Annotated in this window: 20 protein-coding genes; 10 read left to right on the forward strand and 10 right to left on the reverse strand. The window is 61.1% G+C overall.

Annotated features, from left to right (window positions below):
* Window positions 1-5 precede the first annotated feature (5 nt).
* From P0648_RS19955 to P0648_RS19970, 4 genes are all read right to left on the reverse strand, one after another.
* Entirely contained in the window at window positions 6-1,010 is a 1,005-nt protein-coding gene (locus P0648_RS19955) for an alpha-ketoacid dehydrogenase subunit beta (protein WP_276248946.1), read from the reverse strand.
* The gene (locus tag P0648_RS19960) at window positions 1,007-2,143 is read right to left on the reverse strand and encodes a thiamine pyrophosphate-dependent dehydrogenase E1 component subunit alpha (protein ID WP_276248947.1); all 1,137 of its coding nucleotides are present in this window, start codon (window positions 2,141-2,143) and stop codon (window positions 1,007-1,009) included. The genes P0648_RS19955 and P0648_RS19960 overlap by 4 nt, the downstream gene beginning before the upstream one ends.
* A 616-nt stretch (window positions 2,144-2,759) precedes the next feature.
* Complete coding sequence (locus tag P0648_RS19965; protein ID WP_276248948.1) at window positions 2,760-4,889, reverse strand: alkaline phosphatase PhoX; 2,130 nt, start codon at window positions 4,887-4,889, stop codon at window positions 2,760-2,762.
* Window positions 4,890-5,044: 155 nt separating this feature from the next.
* The gene (locus P0648_RS19970) at window positions 5,045-5,470 is read right to left on the reverse strand and encodes a hypothetical protein (protein WP_276248949.1); all 426 of its coding nucleotides are present in this window, start codon (window positions 5,468-5,470) and stop codon (window positions 5,045-5,047) included.
* A 255-nt stretch (window positions 5,471-5,725) separates the two neighbouring features.
* On the opposite strand from P0648_RS19970, the gene P0648_RS19975 reads away from it, so the two are divergent.
* Window positions 5,726-6,151: an NUDIX domain-containing protein gene (locus P0648_RS19975; RefSeq protein ID WP_276248950.1), complete on the forward strand. Its 426-nt coding sequence runs from the start codon at window positions 5,726-5,728 to the stop codon at window positions 6,149-6,151.
* A gap of 92 nt (window positions 6,152-6,243) precedes the next feature.
* Here P0648_RS19975 and P0648_RS19980 read toward each other — a convergent pair whose 3' ends face one another.
* Window positions 6,244-6,882 (reverse strand): SIMPL domain-containing protein, encoded by a 639-nt coding sequence (locus P0648_RS19980; RefSeq protein WP_276248951.1) that lies wholly within the window; start codon window positions 6,880-6,882, stop codon window positions 6,244-6,246.
* Window positions 6,883-7,005: 123 nt separating this feature from the next.
* On the opposite strand from P0648_RS19980, the gene P0648_RS19985 reads away from it, so the two are divergent.
* On the forward strand, window positions 7,006-8,184 hold the full coding sequence (locus tag P0648_RS19985; RefSeq protein ID WP_276248952.1) for a M24 family metallopeptidase: 1,179 nt from the start codon (window positions 7,006-7,008) through the stop codon (window positions 8,182-8,184).
* 18 nt (window positions 8,185-8,202) lie between these two features.
* Here the strand turns inward: P0648_RS19985 and P0648_RS19990 are convergent, their stop codons facing one another.
* A complete protein-coding gene (locus P0648_RS19990; RefSeq protein WP_276248953.1) occupies window positions 8,203-9,165 on the reverse strand; it encodes a D-2-hydroxyacid dehydrogenase in 963 nt (320 codons plus the stop codon).
* Between the two features lie 116 nt (window positions 9,166-9,281).
* Between P0648_RS19990 and P0648_RS19995 the strand changes: the two genes are divergently transcribed.
* Window positions 9,282-10,562 carry an amidohydrolase gene (locus P0648_RS19995; protein WP_277506172.1) on the forward strand — a complete coding sequence of 427 codons (1,281 nt, stop codon included), beginning with the start codon at window positions 9,282-9,284 and terminating at the stop codon, window positions 10,560-10,562.
* On the forward strand, window positions 10,559-11,827 hold the full coding sequence (gene ilvA / locus P0648_RS20000) for a threonine ammonia-lyase (RefSeq protein ID WP_277506173.1): 1,269 nt from the start codon (window positions 10,559-10,561) through the stop codon (window positions 11,825-11,827). Before P0648_RS19995 ends, ilvA begins: the two co-directional genes overlap by 4 nt.
* 15 nt (window positions 11,828-11,842) lie before the next feature.
* Here the strand turns inward: ilvA and P0648_RS20005 are convergent, their stop codons facing one another.
* Both P0648_RS20005 and P0648_RS20010 read right to left on the reverse strand, forming a co-directional pair.
* Window positions 11,843-13,195 (reverse strand): aminotransferase class III-fold pyridoxal phosphate-dependent enzyme, encoded by a 1,353-nt coding sequence (locus tag P0648_RS20005; RefSeq protein WP_276248956.1) that lies wholly within the window; start codon window positions 13,193-13,195, stop codon window positions 11,843-11,845.
* 79 nt (window positions 13,196-13,274) lie between these two features.
* A complete protein-coding gene (locus P0648_RS20010; RefSeq protein ID WP_276248957.1) occupies window positions 13,275-14,891 on the reverse strand; it encodes a BCCT family transporter in 1,617 nt (538 codons plus the stop codon).
* 512 nt (window positions 14,892-15,403) lie between these two features.
* On the opposite strand from P0648_RS20010, the gene P0648_RS20015 reads away from it, so the two are divergent.
* The gene (locus tag P0648_RS20015; RefSeq protein WP_276248958.1) at window positions 15,404-16,057 is read left to right on the forward strand and encodes a hypothetical protein; all 654 of its coding nucleotides are present in this window, start codon (window positions 15,404-15,406) and stop codon (window positions 16,055-16,057) included.
* 4 nt (window positions 16,058-16,061) lie between these two features.
* On the opposite strand, the gene P0648_RS20020 is transcribed toward P0648_RS20015, so the two are convergent.
* Complete coding sequence (locus P0648_RS20020) at window positions 16,062-16,448, reverse strand: Rid family detoxifying hydrolase (RefSeq protein WP_276248959.1); 387 nt, start codon at window positions 16,446-16,448, stop codon at window positions 16,062-16,064.
* Between the two features lie 3 nt (window positions 16,449-16,451).
* Entirely contained in the window at window positions 16,452-17,831 is a 1,380-nt protein-coding gene (locus tag P0648_RS20025) for an aspartate aminotransferase family protein (RefSeq protein WP_276248960.1), read from the reverse strand.
* Window positions 17,832-17,992: 161 nt separating this feature from the next.
* On the opposite strand from P0648_RS20025, the gene P0648_RS20030 reads away from it, so the two are divergent.
* From P0648_RS20030 to P0648_RS20050, 5 genes are all read left to right on the forward strand, one after another.
* The gene (locus tag P0648_RS20030; RefSeq protein ID WP_276248961.1) at window positions 17,993-19,654 is read left to right on the forward strand and encodes an aldehyde ferredoxin oxidoreductase family protein; all 1,662 of its coding nucleotides are present in this window, start codon (window positions 17,993-17,995) and stop codon (window positions 19,652-19,654) included.
* A gap of 92 nt (window positions 19,655-19,746) precedes the next feature.
* A complete protein-coding gene (locus P0648_RS20035) occupies window positions 19,747-21,129 on the forward strand; it encodes a hypothetical protein (RefSeq protein WP_276275189.1) in 1,383 nt (460 codons plus the stop codon).
* Entirely contained in the window at window positions 21,126-21,401 is a 276-nt protein-coding gene (locus P0648_RS20040) for a hypothetical protein (RefSeq protein WP_276248963.1), read from the forward strand. The genes P0648_RS20035 and P0648_RS20040 overlap by 4 nt, the downstream gene beginning before the upstream one ends.
* Before the next feature lie 190 nt (window positions 21,402-21,591).
* Window positions 21,592-23,022 (forward strand): aldehyde dehydrogenase, encoded by a 1,431-nt coding sequence (locus tag P0648_RS20045; protein WP_276248964.1) that lies wholly within the window; start codon window positions 21,592-21,594, stop codon window positions 23,020-23,022.
* A 49-nt stretch (window positions 23,023-23,071) separates the two neighbouring features.
* The gene (locus P0648_RS20050; RefSeq protein ID WP_276248965.1) at window positions 23,072-23,710 is read left to right on the forward strand and encodes a helix-turn-helix domain-containing protein; all 639 of its coding nucleotides are present in this window, start codon (window positions 23,072-23,074) and stop codon (window positions 23,708-23,710) included.
* Window positions 23,711-23,737 lie beyond the last annotated feature (27 nt).

Genomic DNA, 23,737 nt, shown 5'->3' on the forward strand with positions numbered 1-23,737 from the left:
TCCGTTCAGAACTCGTAGTTTGCGACCGCCTCGATGACGTTCGTCGCCCGGTCCGGTCCCGGCACGTAGGCATCCTCTATCTGATTGCTCGGGAAGTGCACGTCGAACCCCGTCGCTCGCTTGATAGGGGCTTCAAGATACTCGATGGCGTGTTCGTTTACGAGTGCGGAGAGTTCCGCGCCGAGTCCGAGCGTCCGTCGCGCCTCGTGGAGAATCGCACACCGTCCAGTTTTCTTGACCGACGCGAGAATCGTCTCAACGTCGAGCGGCGACAGCGTTCGCAGATCGACGATTTCGACGTCCGCATCGACGCGGTCTGCGGCGGTTTCGGCGTGTCGTACCATCGCGCCGTAGGTGAGCACAGTCACATCCTCGCCTTCCCGGACGATACGGGCTTCGTCGAGCGGCCGGGTGAACTCGCCCGTGGGGACCGGTTCTGGCTCCCCGCGATAGATCTTCTTCGGTTCGAGGAAGACGACCGGGTCGGGGTGGCGAATGCTCGCCGCGAGCAGTCCCTTCGTCTCCGTCGGTGTGCTTGGACAGACGACCCTGACGCCCGGCGTGTGGACGAGAAACGTCTCGGTCGATTCAGAGTGATACTCCGCGGATTTGATGCCGCCGCCGTAGGGCATTCGGATGGTCACGGGAACCTCGATACCGCCGCCGGTTCGTTCGTACATCTTCGCCAGGGTGTACATGAACTGGCCGAAGGCGGGGTAGAAAAAGCCCATGAACTGAATTTCTGCGACGACGCGCTCGCCACGCATCGCCATCCCGACTGCGGTCCCGAGAATGCCGTTTTCCGAAAGCGGCGTGTCGATGACGCGGTCTTCGCCAAATTCTTCTACAAGTCCCTCCGTCGCGCGATACACGCCGCCGATGGGACCGAGGTCGTATCCGAGCAGCCGCACGGAGTCGTCACGAGTCATCTCCTGGCGGAGCGTCTGGGTCACCGCCCTGACGATGTTCAACTCCTCTGTGGACTCACCCGCCGTCTGTTCGGTGCTCATCGCGACCCTCCATCGTCGCGGTCGAGGAACGGATTCTCGCCGTTCAACTCCGCACGTAACTCTTCGCGCTGTCTGCGCTCGTTCCAGGAGTCACCGTGGAGGTGATTGTCGAACATCCGCATCGGGTCGGAGTCGGGGACTTCGCGGGCATTCTCGACCGCCGCGTCGATTTCTGTCTCCACTTCTGCCTCGATGTTTGCGATGGTTTCGTCGTCGAGGACCCCCTCGTTTCTGAGGTACGTCTCCAGTCTGTCGAGTGGGTCGCGCTCCGCCCAGTATGCGGCTTCGCGCTCGTCGCGGTACACGCTCTCTTCGTCTGCGGTGTTGTGTTCAACCATCCGGTAGGTGACACACTCGATGAATGTCGGTCCGCCACCGTTTCGCGCGCGGTCGACCGCTTCTTTCGTCTTCTCGTAGACGGCGAACACGTCGTTGCCATCGACTCGTTCGTGGGGAATCCCGTAGGCGTCTGCCTTCTGTGCAAACGTCTCGGAGGCCGTCTGTCGGTGTGCAGGAACCGAAATTGCCCACTGGTTGTTCTGACAGATGATGACCGCGGGCGCGTCGAAGACGCCCGCGAAGTTGAGCGCGTCGTGGAAATCCCCTTGACTGGTCGAACCGTCGCCGATGTAGGACATCGTGACGACGTCTCGGTCACAGAAGGTGTCCGCCATCGCCGACCCGACGGCGTTGGTCACGTTCGCCCCGAGCGGGATGTACCCCGGCGTGAAGTTCACCTCGGGTTCCTCACCCTCCGGAATTGGAAGGTGCTCGTCGACGGTTTCGGGTTCGATACCCATCAGTCCGGTAATCAGTCGTTCGAGCGGCGTCCCCCAGTACACGAATGCCGGAGCCTGTCGATACGTCGGGAAAACCCAGTCGCCCGCTTCGAGCGCGGCGCTCGTTGCGAGTGAGACCGCCTCTTCGCCGTAGGACCGCGAGATGATACTAATTTCTCCTCGCCGCTGCATGCTGAACATACGCTGTTCGAACGCTCGCGTCAGGACCATCGTCCTGTAGAAAGCGAGGAGCTGTTCCGCATCTCGAATCGGTGGGTCTCCCACTACGGTCCCCTCGGGCGTCAATCGCTGAACGAAATCTTCTGATGGTCGCTGCTCTTCCCACGTCTTCATGGCCTACACAACTCGGAGTCCGGGTATTAACTCTTGGGTGGAACTCCCACGCATGGTCCCATCAGATGCGGGATGTGGCCCACAATTGAATTATTGAATTATAGACTGGTTATATAAACTATTTATTTTCAGACAACCTCATTCATGCAATCGTTTCCTTGCTAATCGGTCATCGGTTGCGAACAAATATTTTGAAAAAAGACTAATTAATTTAATTTCTAAATTATAACTTGGAGAATTGCCTAAGAACGAACGGAATAAAGATAACACTCGGACTCGCCTTTGTCGTGACCACGATCGTTTTTGCTACCGTAGATGTGGATATGCACAATCACTCAAAATATTGCCAATCATAAAAATCAAACAATTTTCTGACTGTGTCGGTCAAAACCAGTTGTGGGCCAAACGTGTCTGGGCGGTTATGAACCAACTCGTTCGGCATCCAAGCATGGCCCGTGCCGCATCAAATCTGAAATACGAACTGGCTGGTATATTTTGGATGGCAAAACTCTCCAAACTCAACTCCGAAGGTACCGACCCTTCTGAACGCTGAGAGGACGTGAATGGTCGAAAAATAGGTGGCGCTGAGCCGCTCCGTGACCGTGATTACCGCGGTTTATTCGTCGTCTTCGTTCCCACAGCCACGGTCATCTTTCGGACCGTTGCCGGGGTTGTCCTCTCCATTGCCCTCGCCGGGATTCCCGTCGTTGCCCTTGCCTGGGCCGTCGTCCGGGTCGTACACGTACATGCAGTCGTTGCTGTACGAGCGACCGAACTGATCTGCGTCCTCACAGCAGAGGACGCGGCCGTCGTCCATGACGTAGACGTTGTCCACGTTGATGAGCGCGTCGTCGGCGATGGCAGCCGGGTCGCTCCCGTCGGGGCCGACGATGACCGGTTCGAGCGTGGAGACGTTGTAGTCGTCTTCGAGTTTGGCGCGGTAGACGACGCCGCCGTCCACGCGCTCTAACTGGACGTCGCCCACGTCGTTCGAGAGGTCGTCATTGAGTTCGGAGATGGCGAAGTAGACGTAGTCGCCGGGGCCTGCACCTTCGACGCTGTCGACGCCTTCTGCCTTGTTGAACTCGATGGTCGCACCGATTTCCTTCGCGGCGGCACGGGTTTCGAGGAACGGAACCATGCGGAGGTCGTCGTCGACGCCGGCGGGCCCTTCGGACTCGTACTGGTCGGCCCATTCGATAATCTCCTCGTCCGTGATATAGTTCTGGTTACCGTTTTCGACGACTTCGCGGTCTGCCTCTTCGAGCGCCGCGTCGAGGTCCGATTGCCAGTCCGTCTCGGCGTGGGTTTCGAGATACTCGACCTGCGTGACGTCGTCGTAGGCGGCAATCCACTCCTCTACCTCGGCGTTGGTTGCAGAGCCGAGTTCCAGCCACTCGATTTCGAGGTTCACGTCCGCCGGTGGATTCTTCTTCGCAGCTTCTTCGTTGGTCACCTTCGGTGCGTAGAGCGTCCCGGAGATGTCCATCGGGTCGTCGTAGCTCGAAATCGCTTCGTCTGCGACGAACTTGTAGATACCCTTGCTGTCGCCGTCCGAACAGCCGTACACCGTCCGCTCGTCGGTCTGAATGTCGGGCGCTTCCCAGGCGGCCCGTCCCATGACGTAGTACTTGACCGGCTGTGGCGTCTCCGCCGCTGGTTCGCGGAAGTCTACGAAGTAGCCGTAGCGATACGGATTCGGGTAGACGTCGCCGATTGGTTCGGTCGGGTTGCCTTCTTCGTCCGCACCGCTTGGCGCTTCTGCGCCGAGATAGTAGGCGAGGAACTCGACGCCCGAGAGCGCCCAGTAACCCTGCACGAACCACGACTCGTCGCCGTAGTAGCCGTCTACGGCCTCCTGGATACTTCCCGGATTCGGGCGGTTCCAGAAGTGGTTCGCCCCGACGAGGCCCTTACCCGTCCCCTGCTCGACGATGTCGCCAACCGTCGCGGTGAGGCTGACGCGTGGGTGGGCGTAGTTCTCCTCTGCGGAAATCATCGTGTCCCACGGCGAGAGGTCGCCGTAACAGTTGATGCGCGTCCCGCCAATCGAGCGGAACGCGTCCGTGTTCGCGACATTGAGTGCGTTGTCCAGGTCGGCTTCCCAGGAGCCGTCTTCTGCCTGACTGAGCGGAATGCGAGAGACGTTACCTGGGCTGTTTTCCCAGTTCGTAAAGAGGTAGCCCTCGGTGCCCGCGTCGTTCGTTGCGACGAACTCGTTACAGTCGGGATTCGTCGCTGGGTCACCGTACTGCGTGCCCGCGAAATTCTCCTGGGTGATGTTCGTCCCGTCCGGCGTCTGGGTCACCCCGAGGAGTTCGGCACCACCGTTGATTTCGTCGCCACCCTGCGCGAGGAAGGTATAGTCGCCGTTTCCGGAGCGGACGCGACCCTGTTCTTCGTTCGTCTGCGGGGTCGAGACTTCGGAGAAATCGTCGTTGTTCCCGTCCATTTCGAACTGGAAGTCCTTGAAATAGCCAATCCCAGCCGTATCGTACGGGGCTGGATTGTCTGGACTCGGGTGTTGGAGGCTGTACAGCGGGGTCCCGTCGGAAAACACGAATGGCCCGGTCACTTCCGCACCGAATGCCGTAGAGGAGAACCGTTTGAGTTCTCCCTTTACGAACGGTGCCTGGGGGGTATTTTTGTCGTCGGAGGGCTCAGCGGTTGCGAGACCCGAGACGCTCGCACCGAGTGCGGCGGCCACGGATGTCGCCATAAGCTTTCGTCGAGTAAATTCGACCATGCAAGTGAGACAATTCACATGGCCCCCATGTAAATTTATATTTAATCGATGTAGATATATAGTATCGATGGGGGTTCTCGGAGCACTATATATCGAGTCGTCGGCTGTGCCGGTCAGTATCGCTTCCACTGACGAGTGACGGGAGAGATTCGTGCTTACTCCATGCCGAGGTTCGCGGCCCCTTCGCGAATCTCCTCGGCACGGTTTCTGACGGCGGCGACGTACCGCTCGATTTTGGTGGGCTTCTTCCCGTAAAACGACGCGACCCAGTTCACGTCTGCGTACGGTTGGGTGAGGAAGTACGCAGCGAGGGTGTCACGACCCGCTTGAATAATCTCTGGTGGCACGCCGCGTTCGCCAGTTCCTGCCTCCTCGAAGCCGTTTACGTCGAAGTAAATGTCGGCGTACAGCGTCGCGAGGTCCGGTTTGGCGAACACCATCTCCTTGTGTCCCGGCGCGTCGAAGCAATATTCGGTGTCGCCACCGGTTCCCTGGCGTTCGAGAATTTGCACGTCGAGGATGTAGTCTTTATAGACGGTCTCAGTCGATTCGTTCGTCGGGGCGTCGTTCGATTGAGCCATGAGTGGATGTAAGACGCCACGGCCGGTCGGCGCGGGGGAGACCGGCGGCGGGCCGTCGATGATGGGACACTCTCGTGACTGCCTCTTAATAATGTTGTAATAGCAACTCCTTTCACAGGGGTTGTCTCCCTACCGGTCGGGATGTCTATTGAGATGCGCGATGACACTCGTGGAAATAGATATTTGTATTCTTAATATCCTTCAGTGACCCTTTCAGGGAACCTTTTTACGGGAAACTGTGGATGAATATTCACTATGAGTGTTCAACGTCCAGCTTACGTCCAGAAAGTGTGTGCCTACATCACGCGGGGTGATGGTGAGCTGCTCGTGTTCAAGGGGCCGGGACACGAGGGATTCCAGATTCCGAAGGGAACCATCGAACCGGGCGAAGAACCCCAGAGTGCGGTATTGCGCGAGATTGCTGAAGAAACCGGTCTCGGGGCCGTCAATGGAACCCGGCACCTCGCGACCGACGTGTGGACCCGCCGGTTCTCGCCGCCACGAAAGTACATTCGTCACTTCTTCCACGCGACGATCCACGAACCGCGCGACAGTTGGACGCATACCGTTACCGGCGAGGGCGAGGAGCAGGGATGTGCGTTCGAGTTTTCGTGGGTGAAATTGCCGTCGTCCGACGAGTTTGCGCTCTCACTCGACGACTACGTAGACCTCTTGGAGTAGTCGATTTCCCCACCTGTTGGGATGGGTTGGAAGGTTTGGATGGTTTTCCTTGTTTGGACAGTTTGGGTCGATTGGCCAGATTTGCTACTGTCTCAGGCCGGTCCAATCTCGTACTCTACTTCGACGCGGGCGTAAATCTCGATTGGGCCGCTCTCGACGCTCCCAGATTCTTGGCCTCTCGCCGTGCGGAGGTCCATGGAAACTGGCTGTGGACGCGATGTATCGTCTGTGACGATAGACCGGACGCGTTCGACGACCAGTTGCTCTGCTGCTGCTGCCGCTTGAGCCTTCTTCCGCGCAGTCCGAACCGCGTCTTCGAGTGCTTTTCGTTCCAGTTCTCGCTGCGTTTCGGTTCGGAAGGTGAATGTCACGTCGTTCACCTCCACGCCCACGCCCTCCACTGCGCTCGTGAGCACGTCGTCGAGGCGGTCTATGTCGTGGACAGCGACCTCGATGACTTCTTCGGCCCAGTACGGCTGGTCGTCGGTCGCTTCTTCGCGTGGCTGATACGGTGGTCGCTCTCCGACGTGGAACCGAATCGTTCGAATGCGGTCTTTCGATACGCCTTTCGCAACGAGTGTTTCTCGCAAGTGGGTCGCCTGTCTCGCGACTTTTCTTCGTGCTTCACCCACATCTGGGTCTTCGGCTTTCGCCGAAATCTGGAGACGCACCTTGTCTGGCGGTGCGCGCGCCTGCCCTATCGCCGCCGTCACGAGAGTTTGCTCGGCCATGCGGATACTTGTCGTCCAGTCTGCAAGTCAGTTGCTCCGCCACTCGAAATATACACTATCTGTTTCTAACGTACACAAAAAACTTTTACAGTGGCTGGCCGAATCTTTGTGTGATACACTCACATGTCACGGGCTGTTTTCGAACCCAGCGAGTACGAGCGACGAATCGAACGGACGAAATCGCGGATGGCCGAGGAGGGTCTCGACGCGCTGGTCGTAAGCGACCCCGCAAACATGAACTACCTCACGGGATACGACGGCTGGTCCTTCTACGTCCATCAGGCGGTCATCATCACGCGACACCGCGAGGAACCCGTCTGGGTGGGCCGCGACATGGACGCAAACGGCGCACGGGCGACGACCCAGCTCAGCGAGGAGAGCATCCTCCCCTACAGCGACGACCACGTTCAGTCGCCAGTCGACCTCCACCCGATGGATTTCGTCGCCGCAGTTCTCGAAGAACTGGGCGTAGACGACGGCCGCATCGGGCTCGAAATGGACGCCTACTACTTCACGGCGAAGTCCTACACGCGTCTCAAGGATAACATCCCCGAGGCAGAGTTCGAAGACACGACGCTCCTCGTCAACTGGGTTCGCATAAAGAAATCCGAGGCGGAACTCGATTACATGCGCGAGGCCGCACGCATCTCGGAAAACGCGATGCAGGCAGGTCTCGACGCCATCGACGAGGGCGTTCCCGAGTACAAACCGGCAAAAGCCATCTACAACGCGCTCATCGAGGGCACCGAGGACTACGGCGGTGACTATCCGTCTATCGTCCCGCTCATGCCCTCCGGCGACCACACCGGCACGCCACACCTGACCTGGACCGACCGCCGGTTCGAGAACGGCGACCCGGTCATCATCGAACTCTCGGGGTGTCGCAACCGCTATCACTCGCCGCTCGCTCGGACGACCTACGTGGGAGAGCCACCCGAAGAGATGCAAGACCGCGCAGAAATCGTCGTCGAGGGAATTCAGGCCGCACTCGACGCCGTCGAACCCGGCGTCACCTGCGAGTCGGTCGAAAAAGCCTGGCGCGACACGATTGCGAAGTACGACATCGAGAAGAAAGATCGCATTGGCTACTCGATGGGTCTTGGCTACCCGCCGGACTGGGGCGAGCACACGGCCAGTCTGCGCCCGGGCGACGAGACGGTTCTGGAAGAAAACATGACGTTCCACACCATTCCCGGCCTCTGGTTCGACGACTTCGGCGTGGAACTGAGCGAGACGTTCCGCGTGACTGCGAACGGCGCAGAACCACTGGCGGACTTCCCACGAAAGCTGTTCAGCACGTAGTCGCTTAGATTCCCGCTTCTACGGCGCTTGTACCTGATTTTCGAGCTCTTCGCCGGCTTCGAGTCGCGCGACGTTTTCGGCGACGATGTCGGCGAGTCGGTCCCAGTGTTTCGGCGTGTGACCGCCCGTGTGTGGCGTGATGAGACAGTTTTCGAGCGTCCAGAGCGGGTGGTCAGCCGGCAGGGGTTCGGGGTCGGTCACGTCGAGGGCCGCGCCACGAATCTTGTTCGAGCGCAGTGCCGAGACGAGCGCGTCCGTGTCCACGATTGGGCCGCGGGCGGTGTTCACGAGGACGGCGTGGGGTGGCATCGTCGCAAACTCGTCTGCACCGATGAGTCCCTGCGTCAGGTCGTTGAGCGGGCAGGCGACGACCACGTAGTCACTTCGCGCCAGTGCGTCGTGGATAGCGTCTTCTTCGAAGCCAACGACCTCGTCAGTGGGGCCGCCCTTTTCGGGGGTGTAGCGGACGCCGATGGTGGTAACGTCGAAGCCGTCGAGTCGCTTCACGAGCGTCTGACCGATGGACCCGAGGCCGATAACAGTAACTGTACTCCCGGTGAGCTCGCCCGACTGGAAGTGGCGCCACTCGGCGCGCTGTTTCTGTCGCCACCCCTCGTGGAGGCGGCGGGTGAACACGAGCATGTTGCCGAGCGCCTGCTCTGCGATGCCGGGGGCGTGGATGCCGCCTGCGTTCGTGACCGCGACGCCGTGGTCCTCGAGCGCGTCCATCGGAACGTGGTCGGTTCCGGCGAACGTGCAGGCGAACAGCGAGAGCCGATTTGCGTTCGAGAGGAGGTCCTCGTCAATCGTGATGCCCGTCACGATGCGAGCGTCGGCGACGAGTTCTCGCTCCTCTTTCGGCGTGCGAGCGAGCGCAACAGTCTGGTTCGGCAGTCGCTCGCGCAATTTCTCGGCGTACGATTCCATCGAGAGTCCTTCCGTTCCTTCGCGGAGAACGACGATATCTGGCTGTGTGGTCATGGAAACGGTCGTGTGCGTACCAGTACGATTGTGAACCCTCCTCTTATGCCTTTTGTGTGTTCGCTGTCAACGATAATTGTGTACTGTTAAGTGGGTCGCCCGTGTTAGGCCCGGACATGGGAACCCGTACCGACGGTCGGCTAACCGAGCGCCGACGCGCCTTTCATCGCTACCCTGAACCAGCCTGGTGTGAGTTTGCCACTACGGCCACGCTCGTCTCCGAACTGCGGGACATCGGTGTCACGGACCTCGCAATCGGTCCAGACGCCTACGACCCGAACGACCGGATGGCGGTTCCGGACGATGACACGCTCACGGAGTGGTTCGAACGGGCGCGTGAACGTGGGGCCGACCCCGACGTGCTCTCGAAACTCGAAGGCGGCAATACCGGTGTCGTCGCCGTCCTCGAACGCGGCGAGGGGCCGACTGTCGGTCTCCGCGTGGACATCGACGGTCTCTACATCGAGGAATCGGCCGAGAAAGACCATCGACCACAGAGCGAGGGTTTTGGTTCGGAGACGGAGAACACGATGCACGCCTGCGGCCACGACTCCCACATGACGTGGGGACTGGCGACCATCGAGGCCATCAAAACGAGTGATTTTGCGGGCACGCTCGTCGTCTTCTTCCAGCCCGCAGAGGAGGTATCCGGCGGTGGCTACCCGATGGCAGAAAGCGAGTACGCGGCCGGTATCGACTACTTCTTCGCCGTCCACATCGGCCTCGACCACCCGACGGGCGAACTGGTCGCTGGTATCGAGCGCCCACTCGCGATGTGCCACGTAGACGTGACCATCGAAGGAACCTCCGCGCACGCGGGGAAGGCTCCGAACGAGGGAGCGAACGCGATTCAGGCGCTCGGCACGGCCATCGAGAACACCTACGCGATTCCTCGCCACTCAGACGGAATGACGAGGGTCAACGTTGGACGGGTCGAAGGCGGCACCGCGAGCAACGTCATCGCAGAGGAAGTCACGGCAGTCGCCGAAGCTCGGGGGGAGACGACCGACCTGATGGAGTACGCCTTTTCGCGCATGGAGAGCACGTTCGAAACCGCGGCCGAGATGCACGACTGCCGGGCCGACGTCGAGGTCGTGAGCAAGAGTCCGCGCGCCGACAGCGACCCCGAACTCGCGGGCGTCGTTGCCGGCGTTGGCCGTGAGACGAGCGGCATCGATACCGTCCTCGACTCGGCCGACTTCGGCGCGAGCGAAGACGCGACGTTCCTGATGGACCGTGTCCAAGAGGAGGGAGGCCTCGCAACGTACCTTATCGTCGGAACCGACCACCCCACGAGTCACCACACGCCAACGTTCGACGTAGACGAGCGAAGTCTCGAACACGGCGTGGACGTGCTGGTTGAGTCGATTCTCCGAGTCGCGGAGGGTGGCACGTGAATTCCGACTCACGTGATTCGGTGAAAGACGCGTCCGCAGTCGTGACCGCAGCCGACATCCGTACCGCCCGTGACCGCCTCGAATCGGTCGTCCACCGAACGCCCCTCGATTCTTCTACGACCCTCGCCACCGAGTGCGACGCGGCAGGCGTCCACCTCAAACTCGAAAATATGCAGCGAACCGGCTCGTTCAAGATTCGAGGCGCGTACAACAAACTCTCGCAATTGGACACGGAAACCGCGGACAACGGCGTCGTTGCCGCGAGCGCGGGAAATCACGCTCAAGGAGTCGCACTCGCGGGGCAGCTGCTCGACGTGGATTCGACCATCGTCGTCCCCGAAATCACCCCCGCCGTAAAAATCGAGGCAACCCGTGGCTACGGCGCGGAGGTCATCGTCGAGGGCGACATCTACGAAGATTCCTACGAGCGAGCACTTGACCTCACTGACGAACGAGGGGCCGAGTTCGTCCACCCGTTCGACGACGAAGCCATCATCGCCGGCCAGGGAACGGTCGGCTTCGAACTGGCCGAACAGTGTCCCAACGTGGACACCGTCCTCGTCTCTATCGGCGGCGGCGGGCTCATCTCCGGCATCGCCACTGCACTTGAGGCGTACGACCCCTCAGTCCGGGTTATCGGCGTCCAACCAGCGGGGGCGGCCCACGCAAAACCGTCGCTCGAAGCGGACGAGATCCATCGCCTCGACGACATCGACACGGTGGCCGAGGGCATCGCCGACGCCCGGCTCCTCGACCGAACGTTCGCCGTCATCCGCGAGCGAGTCGACGACGTGGTCTCGGTGAGCGACACCGACCTCGCAGCGGCGACGACACTGCTCGCAGAACGGGCGAAGACAGTGGTCGAACCCGCGGGTGCAGCACCCGTCGCCGCGCTCCTCTCCGGTGCGGTGGACGTCGCGGGCGAACAGGTCGTCGCTGTGGTCTCCGGCGGGAACGTCAATCTCACCGACCACGCAGCACTGACGCGCGTCGGCCTCGAAGCGAGGGGCAGATACGCCACTGCTCGACTCCTGGTCGACGGGTGGCCGACCAGTCTCGGGCCGCTCACAGAAACGATAGCCGACGAAGGTGCTGAACTGGTCGAATTAGAACGAGTCGAGCGAACTGCCGCCGACCCACCGAATCGAACGCCCGTCGAGGTGGGCATCGCGGGGAGTTCCCCAGTACACCTCGCCGGCGTGTTAGACGCGCTCAACGAGGGGACGAACGTCCGAGTTCAGTCGTCGAATGTAGAACAGAAGTAGCGCTGAACTGGCCGTCTACGCCGGCACGGCGTTCGAAACCGCGTCGATTGCGTCACAGAAGATGCCGATTCCCAGTTCGATTTCGCGCTCGGTCACGTCGAGCGGTGGGAGCAGGCGGATGGTCTTCTTGCCACAGCCGAGGGTCAACAGGCCGCATTCGAGGGCGGCTTCGACGACGGCATCGCGGCGGGCGGGCGAGTCGAACTCGACTGCGAGCATGAGCCCCTTGCCGCGCACGTCTTCGACGTACTCGGGAGCCGCGTCCCGAATGAATTCCTGTGCTTGCGTCCCGCGTGCGACGGCGTTGTCGAGCAAGTCGTGTTCCTCGATAGCGTCGAGCGTCAGTGCTCCTTGCATCGACGCGAGGAGGTCGCCGCCGCCGAACGTGGACCCCAATCGGTTCTTTTCCTCTGGGAAGATGTCCGTGCGAGAGATGGTCGCGCCGACGCGAAGCCCCTTCGCCGCGGAGATGATGTCCGGTTCGATTGGGTAGTGGTCTGCCGCCCACATCTCGCCGGTGCGGCCAACGCCGGACTGGATTTCGTCGACCACGAGTGGGATGTCGTGGGTGTCACACACGTCGCCCACTTCTTGCATGAACGCCTCGTTGGGGAAGCGATAGCCACCGACGCCCTGAATGGGTTCGAGAATGGCGAAGGCGACTTCTTCGGGGTTGACGTGGCCGCCTTCCGGCGAGAGCATACCCCGGAGGTACGACCCGTCGCCCGCAGTAAATCCGCAGGAACACGCTTCGGGACTCGCACAGTCACAGAAGGGGACGGTCTTGACGCCGGCTATCTCTGGGTAGTGGCGCGTGTAGACTTCCTTCGACTTCGTGAGCGAAAGCGTTCCGACCGTCCGGCCGTGGAAACTCCCCTCGAAGGAGACGGCGTACTTCGAATTCGGCTTCGCATCGTGGGCAATCTTCATGGCGTTCTCGACGGACTCGGCCCCCGAATTCGAGAGGAAAACGGTGTCCATGTCGTACTGACTCGACACCGAGACGAGTTTCTCCATCAGGTGACTCGCGACGGGGAACTCGGCCGTCTCCGGGTCTGGACCGACGCCAAAGTACATGTCCTGTCCGGCGATTTTCATCGGTTCGACGAGGTCGAACTCCCGGAGTTTCGAAAGCACTTTCTCGTTGTTGTAGCCGAGCGGTGCAGCTCCGATGTGACAGGTGAAATCGAGGAGGACGTTTCCGTCCACGTCGGTCACGAATGGGCCGTCCGCCTCGGCGACGATGTCCCAGACGAACTCGTGGGAGTACTCGCTGGGTGCGGCGTGGTCCGAGTGAAACGAAATCCACTTCTTCGCGTTCGGGCCCGGAAGCGTGTCCGCGTCGGGTTCCGCGGTAGCTCTGTCCATACACAAATAACGTTAATGGTGTCAATTAAAACTTGTTACCGACGCGCGAAACGGGGTGGAAAACGAGACGCGATTCGGCTTAGTCGTCGTCCTCTGCCACGGCGCGGCCCCGAGTGGATTGTTCCTTCGAGGTGGACCCGATGAGCGTGGTCCGGTCCTGGAGCAGGAGGCTCCCCGTCTCGTCGCTGAACGTCTTGAATAATCCGAACGTGGCGACCAGACAGACGAGTGCGAACGGCGCACCGGTGATGATAGCCGCAGACTGGAGTGCCTTCACGCCGCCGCTCACCATCAAGATTGAGGCCACCGCACCCTGCAACACCGCCCAGAAGACGCGGTTGATGGCCGAGGGTTCCTCCTTGCCGCCCGTCGTCATCATCGAGACGGCGAGCGTAGAGGAGTCTGCGGACGTGACGAAGAACGTCGTCACGAGAATGAGGAAGCCAAACAGGAGCACGGGGCCGACGATAGGGAGCGACCCGAACAGGACGTACCCTGAGACGGCCTCGCTGAACTCACTGACGGGGCCGAGGATGTCGGCCGCGCCACTGTTCTGCATGATGAGTGCAGAGCCGCCGATGATGGCGAACCACGGAATCGTCGCGAGCGAGGTCGCGCCGATGCCGGCGAACGCAACCTCGCGGACGCTCCGGCCCTTCGAGATGCGGGCGATGAACAGCCCGGCGAACGGCGACCACGCAAGCGGCCAGAGCCAGTAGAAGGCCGTCCAGAGGTTTACCCAGTCACCGCCGCCGCTGTACTGGGTGTAGAGCCCCATCTGGAAGAAATCGCCCAGGTAGCCACCGACCGCCTGGGTGCTGAGTTTCAGGATGCCGAAGGTCGGTCCGAAGACGAGCGTCGCGACCATCAACACCAGGAACATCACCATGTTGAAATTCGAGAGGCGGCGAATCCCGCGGTCGACGCCGAGGACCAGCGAGATGGTGAAGATGACCGTCATCCCGGTGATGATGAGAATGGTCCCGAGGTCGCCGAGGTTGATTCCCCACTGGAACTGCAACCCGGTGATGAACTGACTGCCGATGAATCCGAGGGAGGTGGCGACGCCGCCGATGGTCGCGAACACCGCGAGGATGTCCACGATTTTCCCCCAGAAACCGTCTACGTTCTCAGCGCCGATGATGGGCGTGAGCACCGCAGACACCCGGAGTGGTGCCCCGTAGTTGTAGACGTAGTAGCCGATGGCGAGGCCCATGACGGTGAAACACGACCACTGGATGAGCGCCCAGTGGAACAGCGTGTACTGAATCGCGATGGGCATCGCTGCTGCAGACTGGGCCGGCACGTCGTACAACGGCGGGACCGTAGAATAGTGGAACAGCGCCTCGGCGGGCCCCCAGAACACGATGCCTGCGGCGAGCCCGGCCGAGTACATCATCGTGAAATACGAGAAGTAACTGTACTCGGGTGTTTCGTCGCCGAGTCGGAGCTTCCCCCAGGGGCCGAAGATGACGAAGGCGAGAAACGCGACGAAGATGAGCATCACGATCAGGAAGAACCAGTTGAACTGGGCAAGAATCCACTTGCGAATCCCATCGACGGTGCTGAACGCGGAATCGGGGCGCGCCACGAACATGGCGACGAATAGCAGCGTGATGCCCGCACCGAAGGCGAACACGATGGGTTCGATTTCGTCTACGAATTCTGCGACGACACCGTCATTGCTCGAACTCATCTGCTGTCACCCCCTGCTGTGGGTTGACCGACGCGATTCGATGCTGTCCGGCTTGGGGTGGTTCGTGTCCGATGCGGTAGGTGGTTTGCGGGTGGTGCAACGCGACGTCTGTCGTGTGGGGTGGGGTTTGTCTGAGGCATCTGACTGTCCTCGCATGCCGTGCGGCGTTTCCTCGTGCCACTCGTTGCCGTACGTCACGTCCATTGACAATATCACCAATAAGTGTTACGGTTACTGAAAACGACGAATACAATATTCGTATATTCGACGGCGTGGAATCGAACATTCTACACATCCACATGACAGATTTTCGAATTGTATCGAGCATGTCGCTCAATCGGTACGCACTGGCTCGATCCTCGCTGTTTGCACCGCGAAGCTGACCTGTGAATACAGAATTCGTATACGTTGAAGGCGAGTGATTTGAGGAAACTGTCTGCCTTGGTTTCACATTGCGGTGAAGTATCGCACTCGTCGTAATATTTAATCCAGATTGTAAACAAAAGCTGTGTATGGAACACGGTCCCGACGATGCGAACGCCCGTGACAGTCTCGCGTACTCGGCGGAGCGCGGCCGGGGCATCCTCACTCCGAGCGACCGAGAGTATCTGCTCGGGCGAAAAACCGACTACACGGAACATTCGAAAAAACAGAAGCGAAATCGCATCCGGAGACGCCTACGCAACGCGATTCTCGACTTCACGATTCTCTTCGAGTGTCTGGAAGACCGAGACCGGGAGACGGTGTTCAACCCCGACGACGCGGACCGGGCGGCCTACACCGAGGGCATCACCGATATGCTCGCGTTCTTGCACCTCGGCACGATGGGCTACTACACCCCGTTTAAGGATATGCTCGCGAAAGGCGTCGGCAAGGCAGAACAGGAACTCGCTGGGTCCGATTATCGCATGGTGTCTGTCGATTTCAACGTCGACCCGGTCGGCCAAATCGACGTAGACGACGTCATCGACAAACTGGAAGCCGGTGCGTTCAACGACCTCACCGACGACGAGATTCGGGCGTTCGTTCGCCTGCTCGCCGACTCTGCGGATTTCTCTGCGACTGAGATGCGCACAGAGATGAAAGAACAGATGACGGAGTTCATCGCCCGCGTAAACGAGGCGACCGAACAGCGAAACAAGCGGGTCGAAGAGCTAAACGACTGACTCGTCAGCCGAGGTAGGCGATGGCGTCGAGTTCGACGCGCACGTCGCCCGGCAGTCGCGAGACCTCGACGCAGACGCGGGCTGGCGGGTCACCGTCGAACCGTGCGCCGTAGGCCTCATTCACCCGCTCGTAATCGTCTAAATCCGTGAGGTACACCGTGATTTTCACTACGTCGTTGAGGCCCGCACCGCCGGCCTCGTTCACGACAGCCTCGATATTGTCCAGAACCTGGTCGGTCTGGGCGTCGATGTCGCCAGCTACGTCCTCGCCGGTTTCCGGGTCTACCGGCCCGTACCCGGAGACGTAGAGCGTGTCGCCCGCGCGAACGCCCTGTGAGTAGGGATTGTCATTCCGTGGGGCGTCGTCGGTGATGATGCGTTCTGCAGGCATGGCTTAGAGCGTGGCTTTCTCCGCGGTCGCTTCGCGAATGCCGTCGGTGATGACGTCGAGTGCGAGTTCGGCGAGGTCCTTCGTGAGCACGAGCGGCGGGAGCAGGCGCAGGACGTTGCCGTGGCGGCCCGCCTTCCAGACGAGGACGCCGTTTTCGAAGCAGTAGTCCTGGATTGCGTCTGCCACCTCGTCGGCCGGGGTGCCGTCTTCGTGACGGAACTCCGCGCCGATGAACAGGCCCTTGCCGCGTACTTCTGCGAGCTGCGGGGTCCCCTCTGCCACTTCTTCCAGGCGCTTCGTGATGTAGTCGCCAAGGTCACGGGCGTGGGCGAGCAGGTCGTGTTCCTGGATGTATTCGATTGCTCGCGTCCCGGCGCGCATGGCGACGACGTGACCGCGGTAGGTTCCGGCGTGGTCGCCGGAGCCCCAGGTGTCGAGGTCCTCGTGGTACATCGTGGCCGAGAGCGGGAAGCCCGTGCCGCCGAGTGCCTTCGCCGAGGTCATCACGTCGGGGGTGACGTCGTACCACTCGCTGGCCCACCACTGGCCCGAGCGACCGAGGCCGCTCTGAATCTCGTCGAAGACGAGGGGGACGTCGTTGTCCGTGGCGATGTCACGAAGGCCTTTGAGGAATCCCTCGGGTGGAGCGATGACGCCGCCTTCGCCCTGAATCGGCTCGACGAAGATGCCAGCCGGATTGGCGAGGCCGCCGTAGGGGTCCTCGAAGATGGCCTGGACCTCTTCTAAGGCGTGGTCGACCGCCGCCTCGGGGGACTTCCCCATCTCGAGCGGACTCGGGTAGGGTGCGTGGGTTACGTCGCCGAGCAGCGGCGTGTAGTGACCTTTGAAGTCCTTGTTTCCGGTGAGGCTCATCGCACCGCTCGTCGCGCCGTGGTACGCACCGCGGAAAGCGACAAGCCCGTCTCCGCCGGTGTTGTACTTCGAGAGTTTGATGGCGGCTTCGACGGCGTCACTGCCGGTCGGCCCGCCGAACACGACGCGGTTGTTCCCCTGGAGGCGGCCTGGCGCTATCTCGTCGAGTTTCTCGATGAGTTCGAGGCGTGCCTCGGTCGGGAAATCGACCGTGTGGACGAGTTTGTCCGCTTGCTCGTGGACTGCGTCGAGCACGTATGGGTTCGCGTGGCCGACGTTGAACACGCCGATGCCCGCGAACATGTCGATGTAGGTGTTGCCGTCAACGTCGCGGACGGTGGCACCCTTCCCCTCCTCGAAGGCGACGGGAATGTCTTCGGGGTAGGCGACGGCGCTACTGTCGATAGCCCGCTGCTTTTCGAGCAGTTCCCGTGAGCGTGGTCCGGGAACGTCGTCTACCTGCGCTGGGTCGTCGTAGTGGAGTTCGTGAATCGGTGGCCCTGCAACCATAGTCGTGACCATGAATAACACGCATAAATATTTTGTGAACACTTTTCATAAAGAGTGTACACAAAAATCGACTCTGCAACTGCTCGTGTCAATCAAATTTTGTTGGCTGTGTCAACAGTAATCGTAATCACTTTGGACGCGGGGCCACGAACAATTCGCCAATGCTTCACACGGAAGGGCCCCTCCTTAGCGTCGACGTCGGTGCACGGGAGACGACGACTGAGTCGATAGACGATATCTTGGAAGCGTTCGTCGGCGGCAGAGGCGTCGCGACCCGCCTCGCCCACGAGCGCATCCCGTTCGACGTCGCGCCGTTCGCGGCGGAAAATCGGCTCTATTTCACCACCGGACCGATGCAACACTCGAACATGAGTTTCACCGGCCGCATGAACGCCACGGCAGTCTCCCCGCTCACGGACGGCCTCCTTTCTTCGAACGCCGGTGGATTCATGTCGCGTAACTTCGCCGACACGGGACACTCCGCGGTCGAAATCGTCGGCGAGAGCGACGAACTGCTCGCCGTCCACGTCACCGACGACGGGGTCACCTTCGAAGAAGTGCCCGAACTCGAGGGCGCGACAGTCCCGGAGGTAAACGACTACATGGGCGACGAACACGGCCTCGACACGGACACGCTCGCCGTCATTGGCCCGGCAGGCGAAAATCGCGTCCGGTTCGCTTCGATCATGACGAGCGGCGAGCGAGCCTTTGGCCGTGGCGGCCTCGGTGCGGTGCTCGGCGCGAAGAACGTGAAGGCCATCAGTTTCGAGGGCGATTCGGCCCACGAAATCGAGATTCCAGCCTCGCAGATGGAGATTCATCGCGAGGCGGCAACCAGCGACCACATCATGAAACAACAGGGGACGACGGCCGTCACCGACCTCGCGAACGAACTGGGAGCGTTCCCCACCCGCTACTTCGAGGAAACCTCGTTCGAGCACGCGGACAAGATAAACGGCGACCGGGTCGCGGAGAAGAAGTACAAGAAAGGAACCTGTTCTGCGTGCGCGTTCGCGTGCAAGCTTCCGACGAAGGACGAAGAATCGGGCGTCGAAACTGAAGGCCCCGAGTACGAGACGGTGATGGCCTTCGGCGGCAATCCGATGGTCGACGACATCGTGGACGTGATGAAGTCGAACAAACTCTGTGACGAACTCGGAATGGACACCATCTCCTGTGGCGACGTGGTGTCTGCCTACCTCAAGGCCGAAGACGAGTTCGGCAACGCGGACCTCGTCCACGAGATGGTCGAGAAGATTGCGTATCGTGAGGGCGAGGGCGACCTGCTCGCCGAGGGCGTAGACCGCGCCGCGGGCGAACTCGGCGTGAAAAACTGGACCGTCAAAGGCCTCGAATTCCCCGCCCACGACGGACGCACCCTGAACGGCCAGGGCCTCTCGTACGCCACCGCAAATCGCGGTGCAGACCACATGTACGCCGTGTTCTACTCCTACGAGTACCCTCTCGTCGGCAAGGACAAGGCGATGAACCCAGAGGGTCTCGACGGGAAACCGCCCGTACTCGTCGAGAAGGAAAACCAGATGGCGCTCAACGACAGCGGTATCGTCTGTAAGTTCTCGCGGGACTTCATGACGCCAGAACGCTACGAACTCCTGTTCGGCGCAGCTTACGAGGACCTCCTCGCCGTCGGTGCGAGAGTGGTCGAACTGGAACGCCACTTCAACAACCAGCGTGGTTTCGACCGCGCAGACGATACGCTCCCGTTCGAAATTGAGGGCCTCGATGAAGCGCTCTCTGCGTACTACGACCTACGCGGATGGACCGACGAGGGCGTCGTCCCTGACGCCAGTCTCTCGGTCTGAGCAGTTCCGGACGGCCTTTTTTCAGCGCGTCGAACCTCGAAAAAGCACCGCGATTAAGACGGTGGCTGACAAACACTCGCACGACGCCTTCGATGAACGCGAGAGCCTCCGTCCGATTTGCCCTTCTTACAGGCCTCGGTATCGCCGTACTCGCCCGGCCCACCGCGGCCCACGCGGGCGGATTCGGCACGCTCGTGACGAACGCTGCCGTGCCGACGTGGCTGACCATCGTCACGGGCGGCGTCATCGTCGGGGCGTCGTTCATGTTTACGAGTCTGATGACCGACCACGGGGCGATTCGGGCGGTCAACGACTGGCGGGTTTTCGTCCCATCGACTGGGGCAATTCAGCGAGCGATTCGACCGATCGCGGGCGGCCTCGGCGTGGGCGTGTTGCTCGTCGTGCTCGTGACCGGGTTCACCGGGTCACAATCGCCCACGCGAAACTTCGCGACGCTGTTCGTCTGGGCCGGGTGGTGGGCGGGGTTCACGATGAGCGTGTACCTCGTCGGTAACACCTGGCCGGCGCTCAACCCGTGGCGGGCCGTTGCCGCGTTGGTTCCCGCGAAACCGCGGCTCGCCTACCCCGACCGATTTGGCGTCTGGCCCAGCGTCGTCGGTCTGCTCGCGCTCGTCTGGCTCGAAGTCGTGAGTCCCGTCTCGGAGAATCCGCGCTTGCTCGCCACCGTCATCCTCGGCTACTCGGTCATCACCGTCGTCGGAGCGATTCTGTTCGGTGTCGAAACCTGGTTTGGGCGTGTAGACCCAATTTCACAGGTGTTCCGGTGTTACGGACGCATCGCCCCGATACAACGGACAGAGACAGGCCTCGCGTTCAAACTACCGAGTACTGCACTGGCGACTCGCCGGGTCGCAGAACGACCCGACGAAACGGCGTTCATCGTCGCGTTGCTGTGGGTGACCACCTACGACGGCTTTATCGCGACGCCACTGTGGCGGTCGGCCATCGAACCGCTCGTGGTCAGCGGCGTCCCACCGCGAGCGCTCTACTTCGTGGCCATCGTCGCCGGATTCGCGCTCTTCCTCGTCGCCTACCGCCTCGCCGCTCGCCGCGCTCGGGAGTCGGCGCGAACCTACGTCACGCCGCAGTTCATCGAGGGTTGGTTCGCCCCCGCGTTGTTGCCAATCGCTGCCGGGTATCATCTCGCGCACTTCCTCGCGTTCTTCCTCACGCTGTCACCAGCCCTCATTACGGTGGCCGCGAACCCCTTCTCGCCGCCACTCGACCTCCAGGTGCTCGTGATTCCGGGGTGGTTCTCGACGCTGCAACTGCTGTTCGTCCTGCTCGGTCACCTGTTCGCCGTGTGGATTGCGCACTCGCTCGCCTTCGACCTGTTCCCCGGCAAGCTCAAACCGATTCGGAGTCAGTACCCCTTCATCGTCGTGATGATTTTCTACACGATGACGAGCATGTGGATCGTCACGCAACCGTTTCGTCCACCACCATTCATATGACAACCGTCACGCCCGACACCGTCGTCTTCGAAACCGACCCGCCTGCCGTGTACTGTCCCTACTGCGAGCGCCCGTTCGACACCGACCTGACGCTCGCGCTCCACGTCGGCGAAGCACACCAGGACGAGTGGTCTGATACAGACCAGACGGCCTACGAAGACGCCCTCGCCGAGGAGGACGACGACCTCTGGCTATACCACATGAAAATCGTCGTCGGGCTTGCGATTTTGTATGGTGTTTTCATCGCCGCCTACATGATCGTCCTCGGTTGACCCTTTTCCTTGTACTCGGTTGTTCCTCGCCTGTATACTCCCCGTCACTATCACGAGTGCATCCTGTCCAAATCTATAACGATGAATCATGCGAGTATTCGGAAACCGACCGCAGAGGCGGCGATACGTGCGATAATTTGTTTTTTCAAATCCGAGTAAACTTTTTGTGATAGGGGGTGTATGGTAGCATATGGCTACGACGCAAACGCACCCTGGTGGCGAACTGTTCATCGGCGGGAAATGGCAAACCCCGCCCGACGTCATCGAGGTGACGGACCTCGCTGACGGCGGCATCTTCGCACAGGTCGCGGCAGCTGATGCAGACCACGCCGAAGCGGCGCTCACGGCCGCCGAGCACGCGAAGCGAACGATGCGCGAGACGACCATCGTCGAACGCGCCCAGTGGGTCGAACAGATTGCAGCCGGCATCGAAGCGCGGAAGGAAGAACTCGCGGCGGTCATCGTCCGGGAGGCAGGCAAGCCGATTTCGAGCGCCCGCGGCGAAGTCGACGCCGCCGCAGAACGGTTCCGTCGCGCCGCGGAGGAGGCCCGGAATCAGCAAGGCGAGTTCCTCGAAGGAACGACGACTGGTCACGAGGGATGGCGGGCCATCGTCGAACCGCGCCCCGTGGGCGCGGTACTCTGCATCACGCCGTACAACTATCCCCTCGCGACGACGGCGTTACAGGTCGCTCCCGCGCTCGCCGCGGGCAACGCCGTCATCCTGAAGCCGGCGTCGAAGACGCCCATCTCCGGGGCGATTCTCGCCGAAATCATCGCTGACGTAGACCTTCCGGCTGGTGGCTTCAACTTCGTCCCCGGACGAGGGTCGGTCGTCGGCGACAAACTCGCGGGAGACGACCGTATCGACGCCATCGCGATGACCGGGTCGTCCGGCGCGGGAAAGCACGTCGCAGGCGAGTCGGGGATGGCGACTCTGCACATGGAACTCGGCGGGAACGCACCGGCCGTCGTCTTCGATGATGCGGACATCGAATCGGTCGCCGCGGCCTGTGCGAAAGGTTCGTTCAAGTACGCGGGTCAACGCTGTTCGGCCATTTCGCGGGTGCTCGCCCACGACGCCGTCCACGACGAGGTGGTCTCCGCCATCGAAGCCCAAATGGACGAGTGGCAAATCGGTGACCTCTTCGACGCGGAGACGACCGTCGGTCCGCTCATCTCCCAGGAGCAGGCCGACTGGGTCGAGGAACTCGTCGCGGACGCACTCGACCGGGGAGCAACACTCGTTCGTGGTGGGACTCGTGACGGCCGAGAATTCGAACCCACGCTGCTCGCCGAGGTTCCCCACGACGCCCGCATTCTCCACGAGGAGCAGTTCGGTCCCGTCGCTGTGGTCACGCGTTTCGAGGAAGAAGCGGAGGCGCTCGACATTGCGAACGGCGGCGACCTCGGCCTCGACGCCGCCGTGTTCACGAAGGATTACGACCGCGCATTGCGCGTCGCAGACGCTCTCGAAGCGGGAGGCATTCGTATCAACGGTGCGCCCTCCCACGGACTCGGCGACATCCCCTTCGGCGGGGTCAAAGACTCCGGTATCGGCCGCGAGGGACTCGGGTACACCATCGAGGCCTTCACGACGACGAAGACGATTACGCTGTGAGTGCCTCGGTTCGGTCGCATTTTATACTTCGCCACGTGTCCTGTAGGTGATGACCGCTGGAATTCACGCACAGGTGACGGTGAGGGGTCTCGAAGACTGTCCCGTAGCGGGCGTGAGCGAAGACTTCGAGGTGCAATCGGTGGTCACGAACACCAGTCATCACGGGGACGGTGCGGGTGTCGTCGGTGAAGTCACCATCGACGAGGATACGTCACGGCAACCCGCCGCTGAATCACTTGCTCCGGTCTTCGCGGACGGTGACCGTGCCGTCTATCGCTACGAGCGCGAAACGGCTGACTGCCCCTGCGGAAAAATTCCGACCCACGGCTGCCCAATCAGAGATATTCGTGCGACCAAGGGCTCGCTCACGTTCTCGTTTTTCGCCCCCGACGTGGAGACGGTTCGGGCAATCGTCTGTGACCTCCGGGCGTGTAGCTCGTCGGTCCACCTCCATCGGCTCACGCAGTCGGTTGACGACGACCAGGCCTTACTGGTCGTAAACCGGGCCGCATTCACGGACCGCCAGTACGAGGTGCTCGAGACGGCTCACGAACTGGGCTACTTCGCCCGGCCTCGGGAATCGGATGCGACTTCTGTGGCACGGGCGCTCGACATCTCCGTGGCCACCTTTAGTGAGCATCTTGCTGTCGCTCAGGAGAAACTGCTGGACCAGTTGCTCGGCGAGTGAATGGCAGGGAACCTCTCGCATGGGATG

The sequence above is a fragment of the Haladaptatus sp. DYSN1 genome, from assembly GCF_029489995.1.
Taxonomy (GTDB): Archaea; Halobacteriota; Halobacteria; order Halobacteriales; family Halococcaceae; genus QDMS2.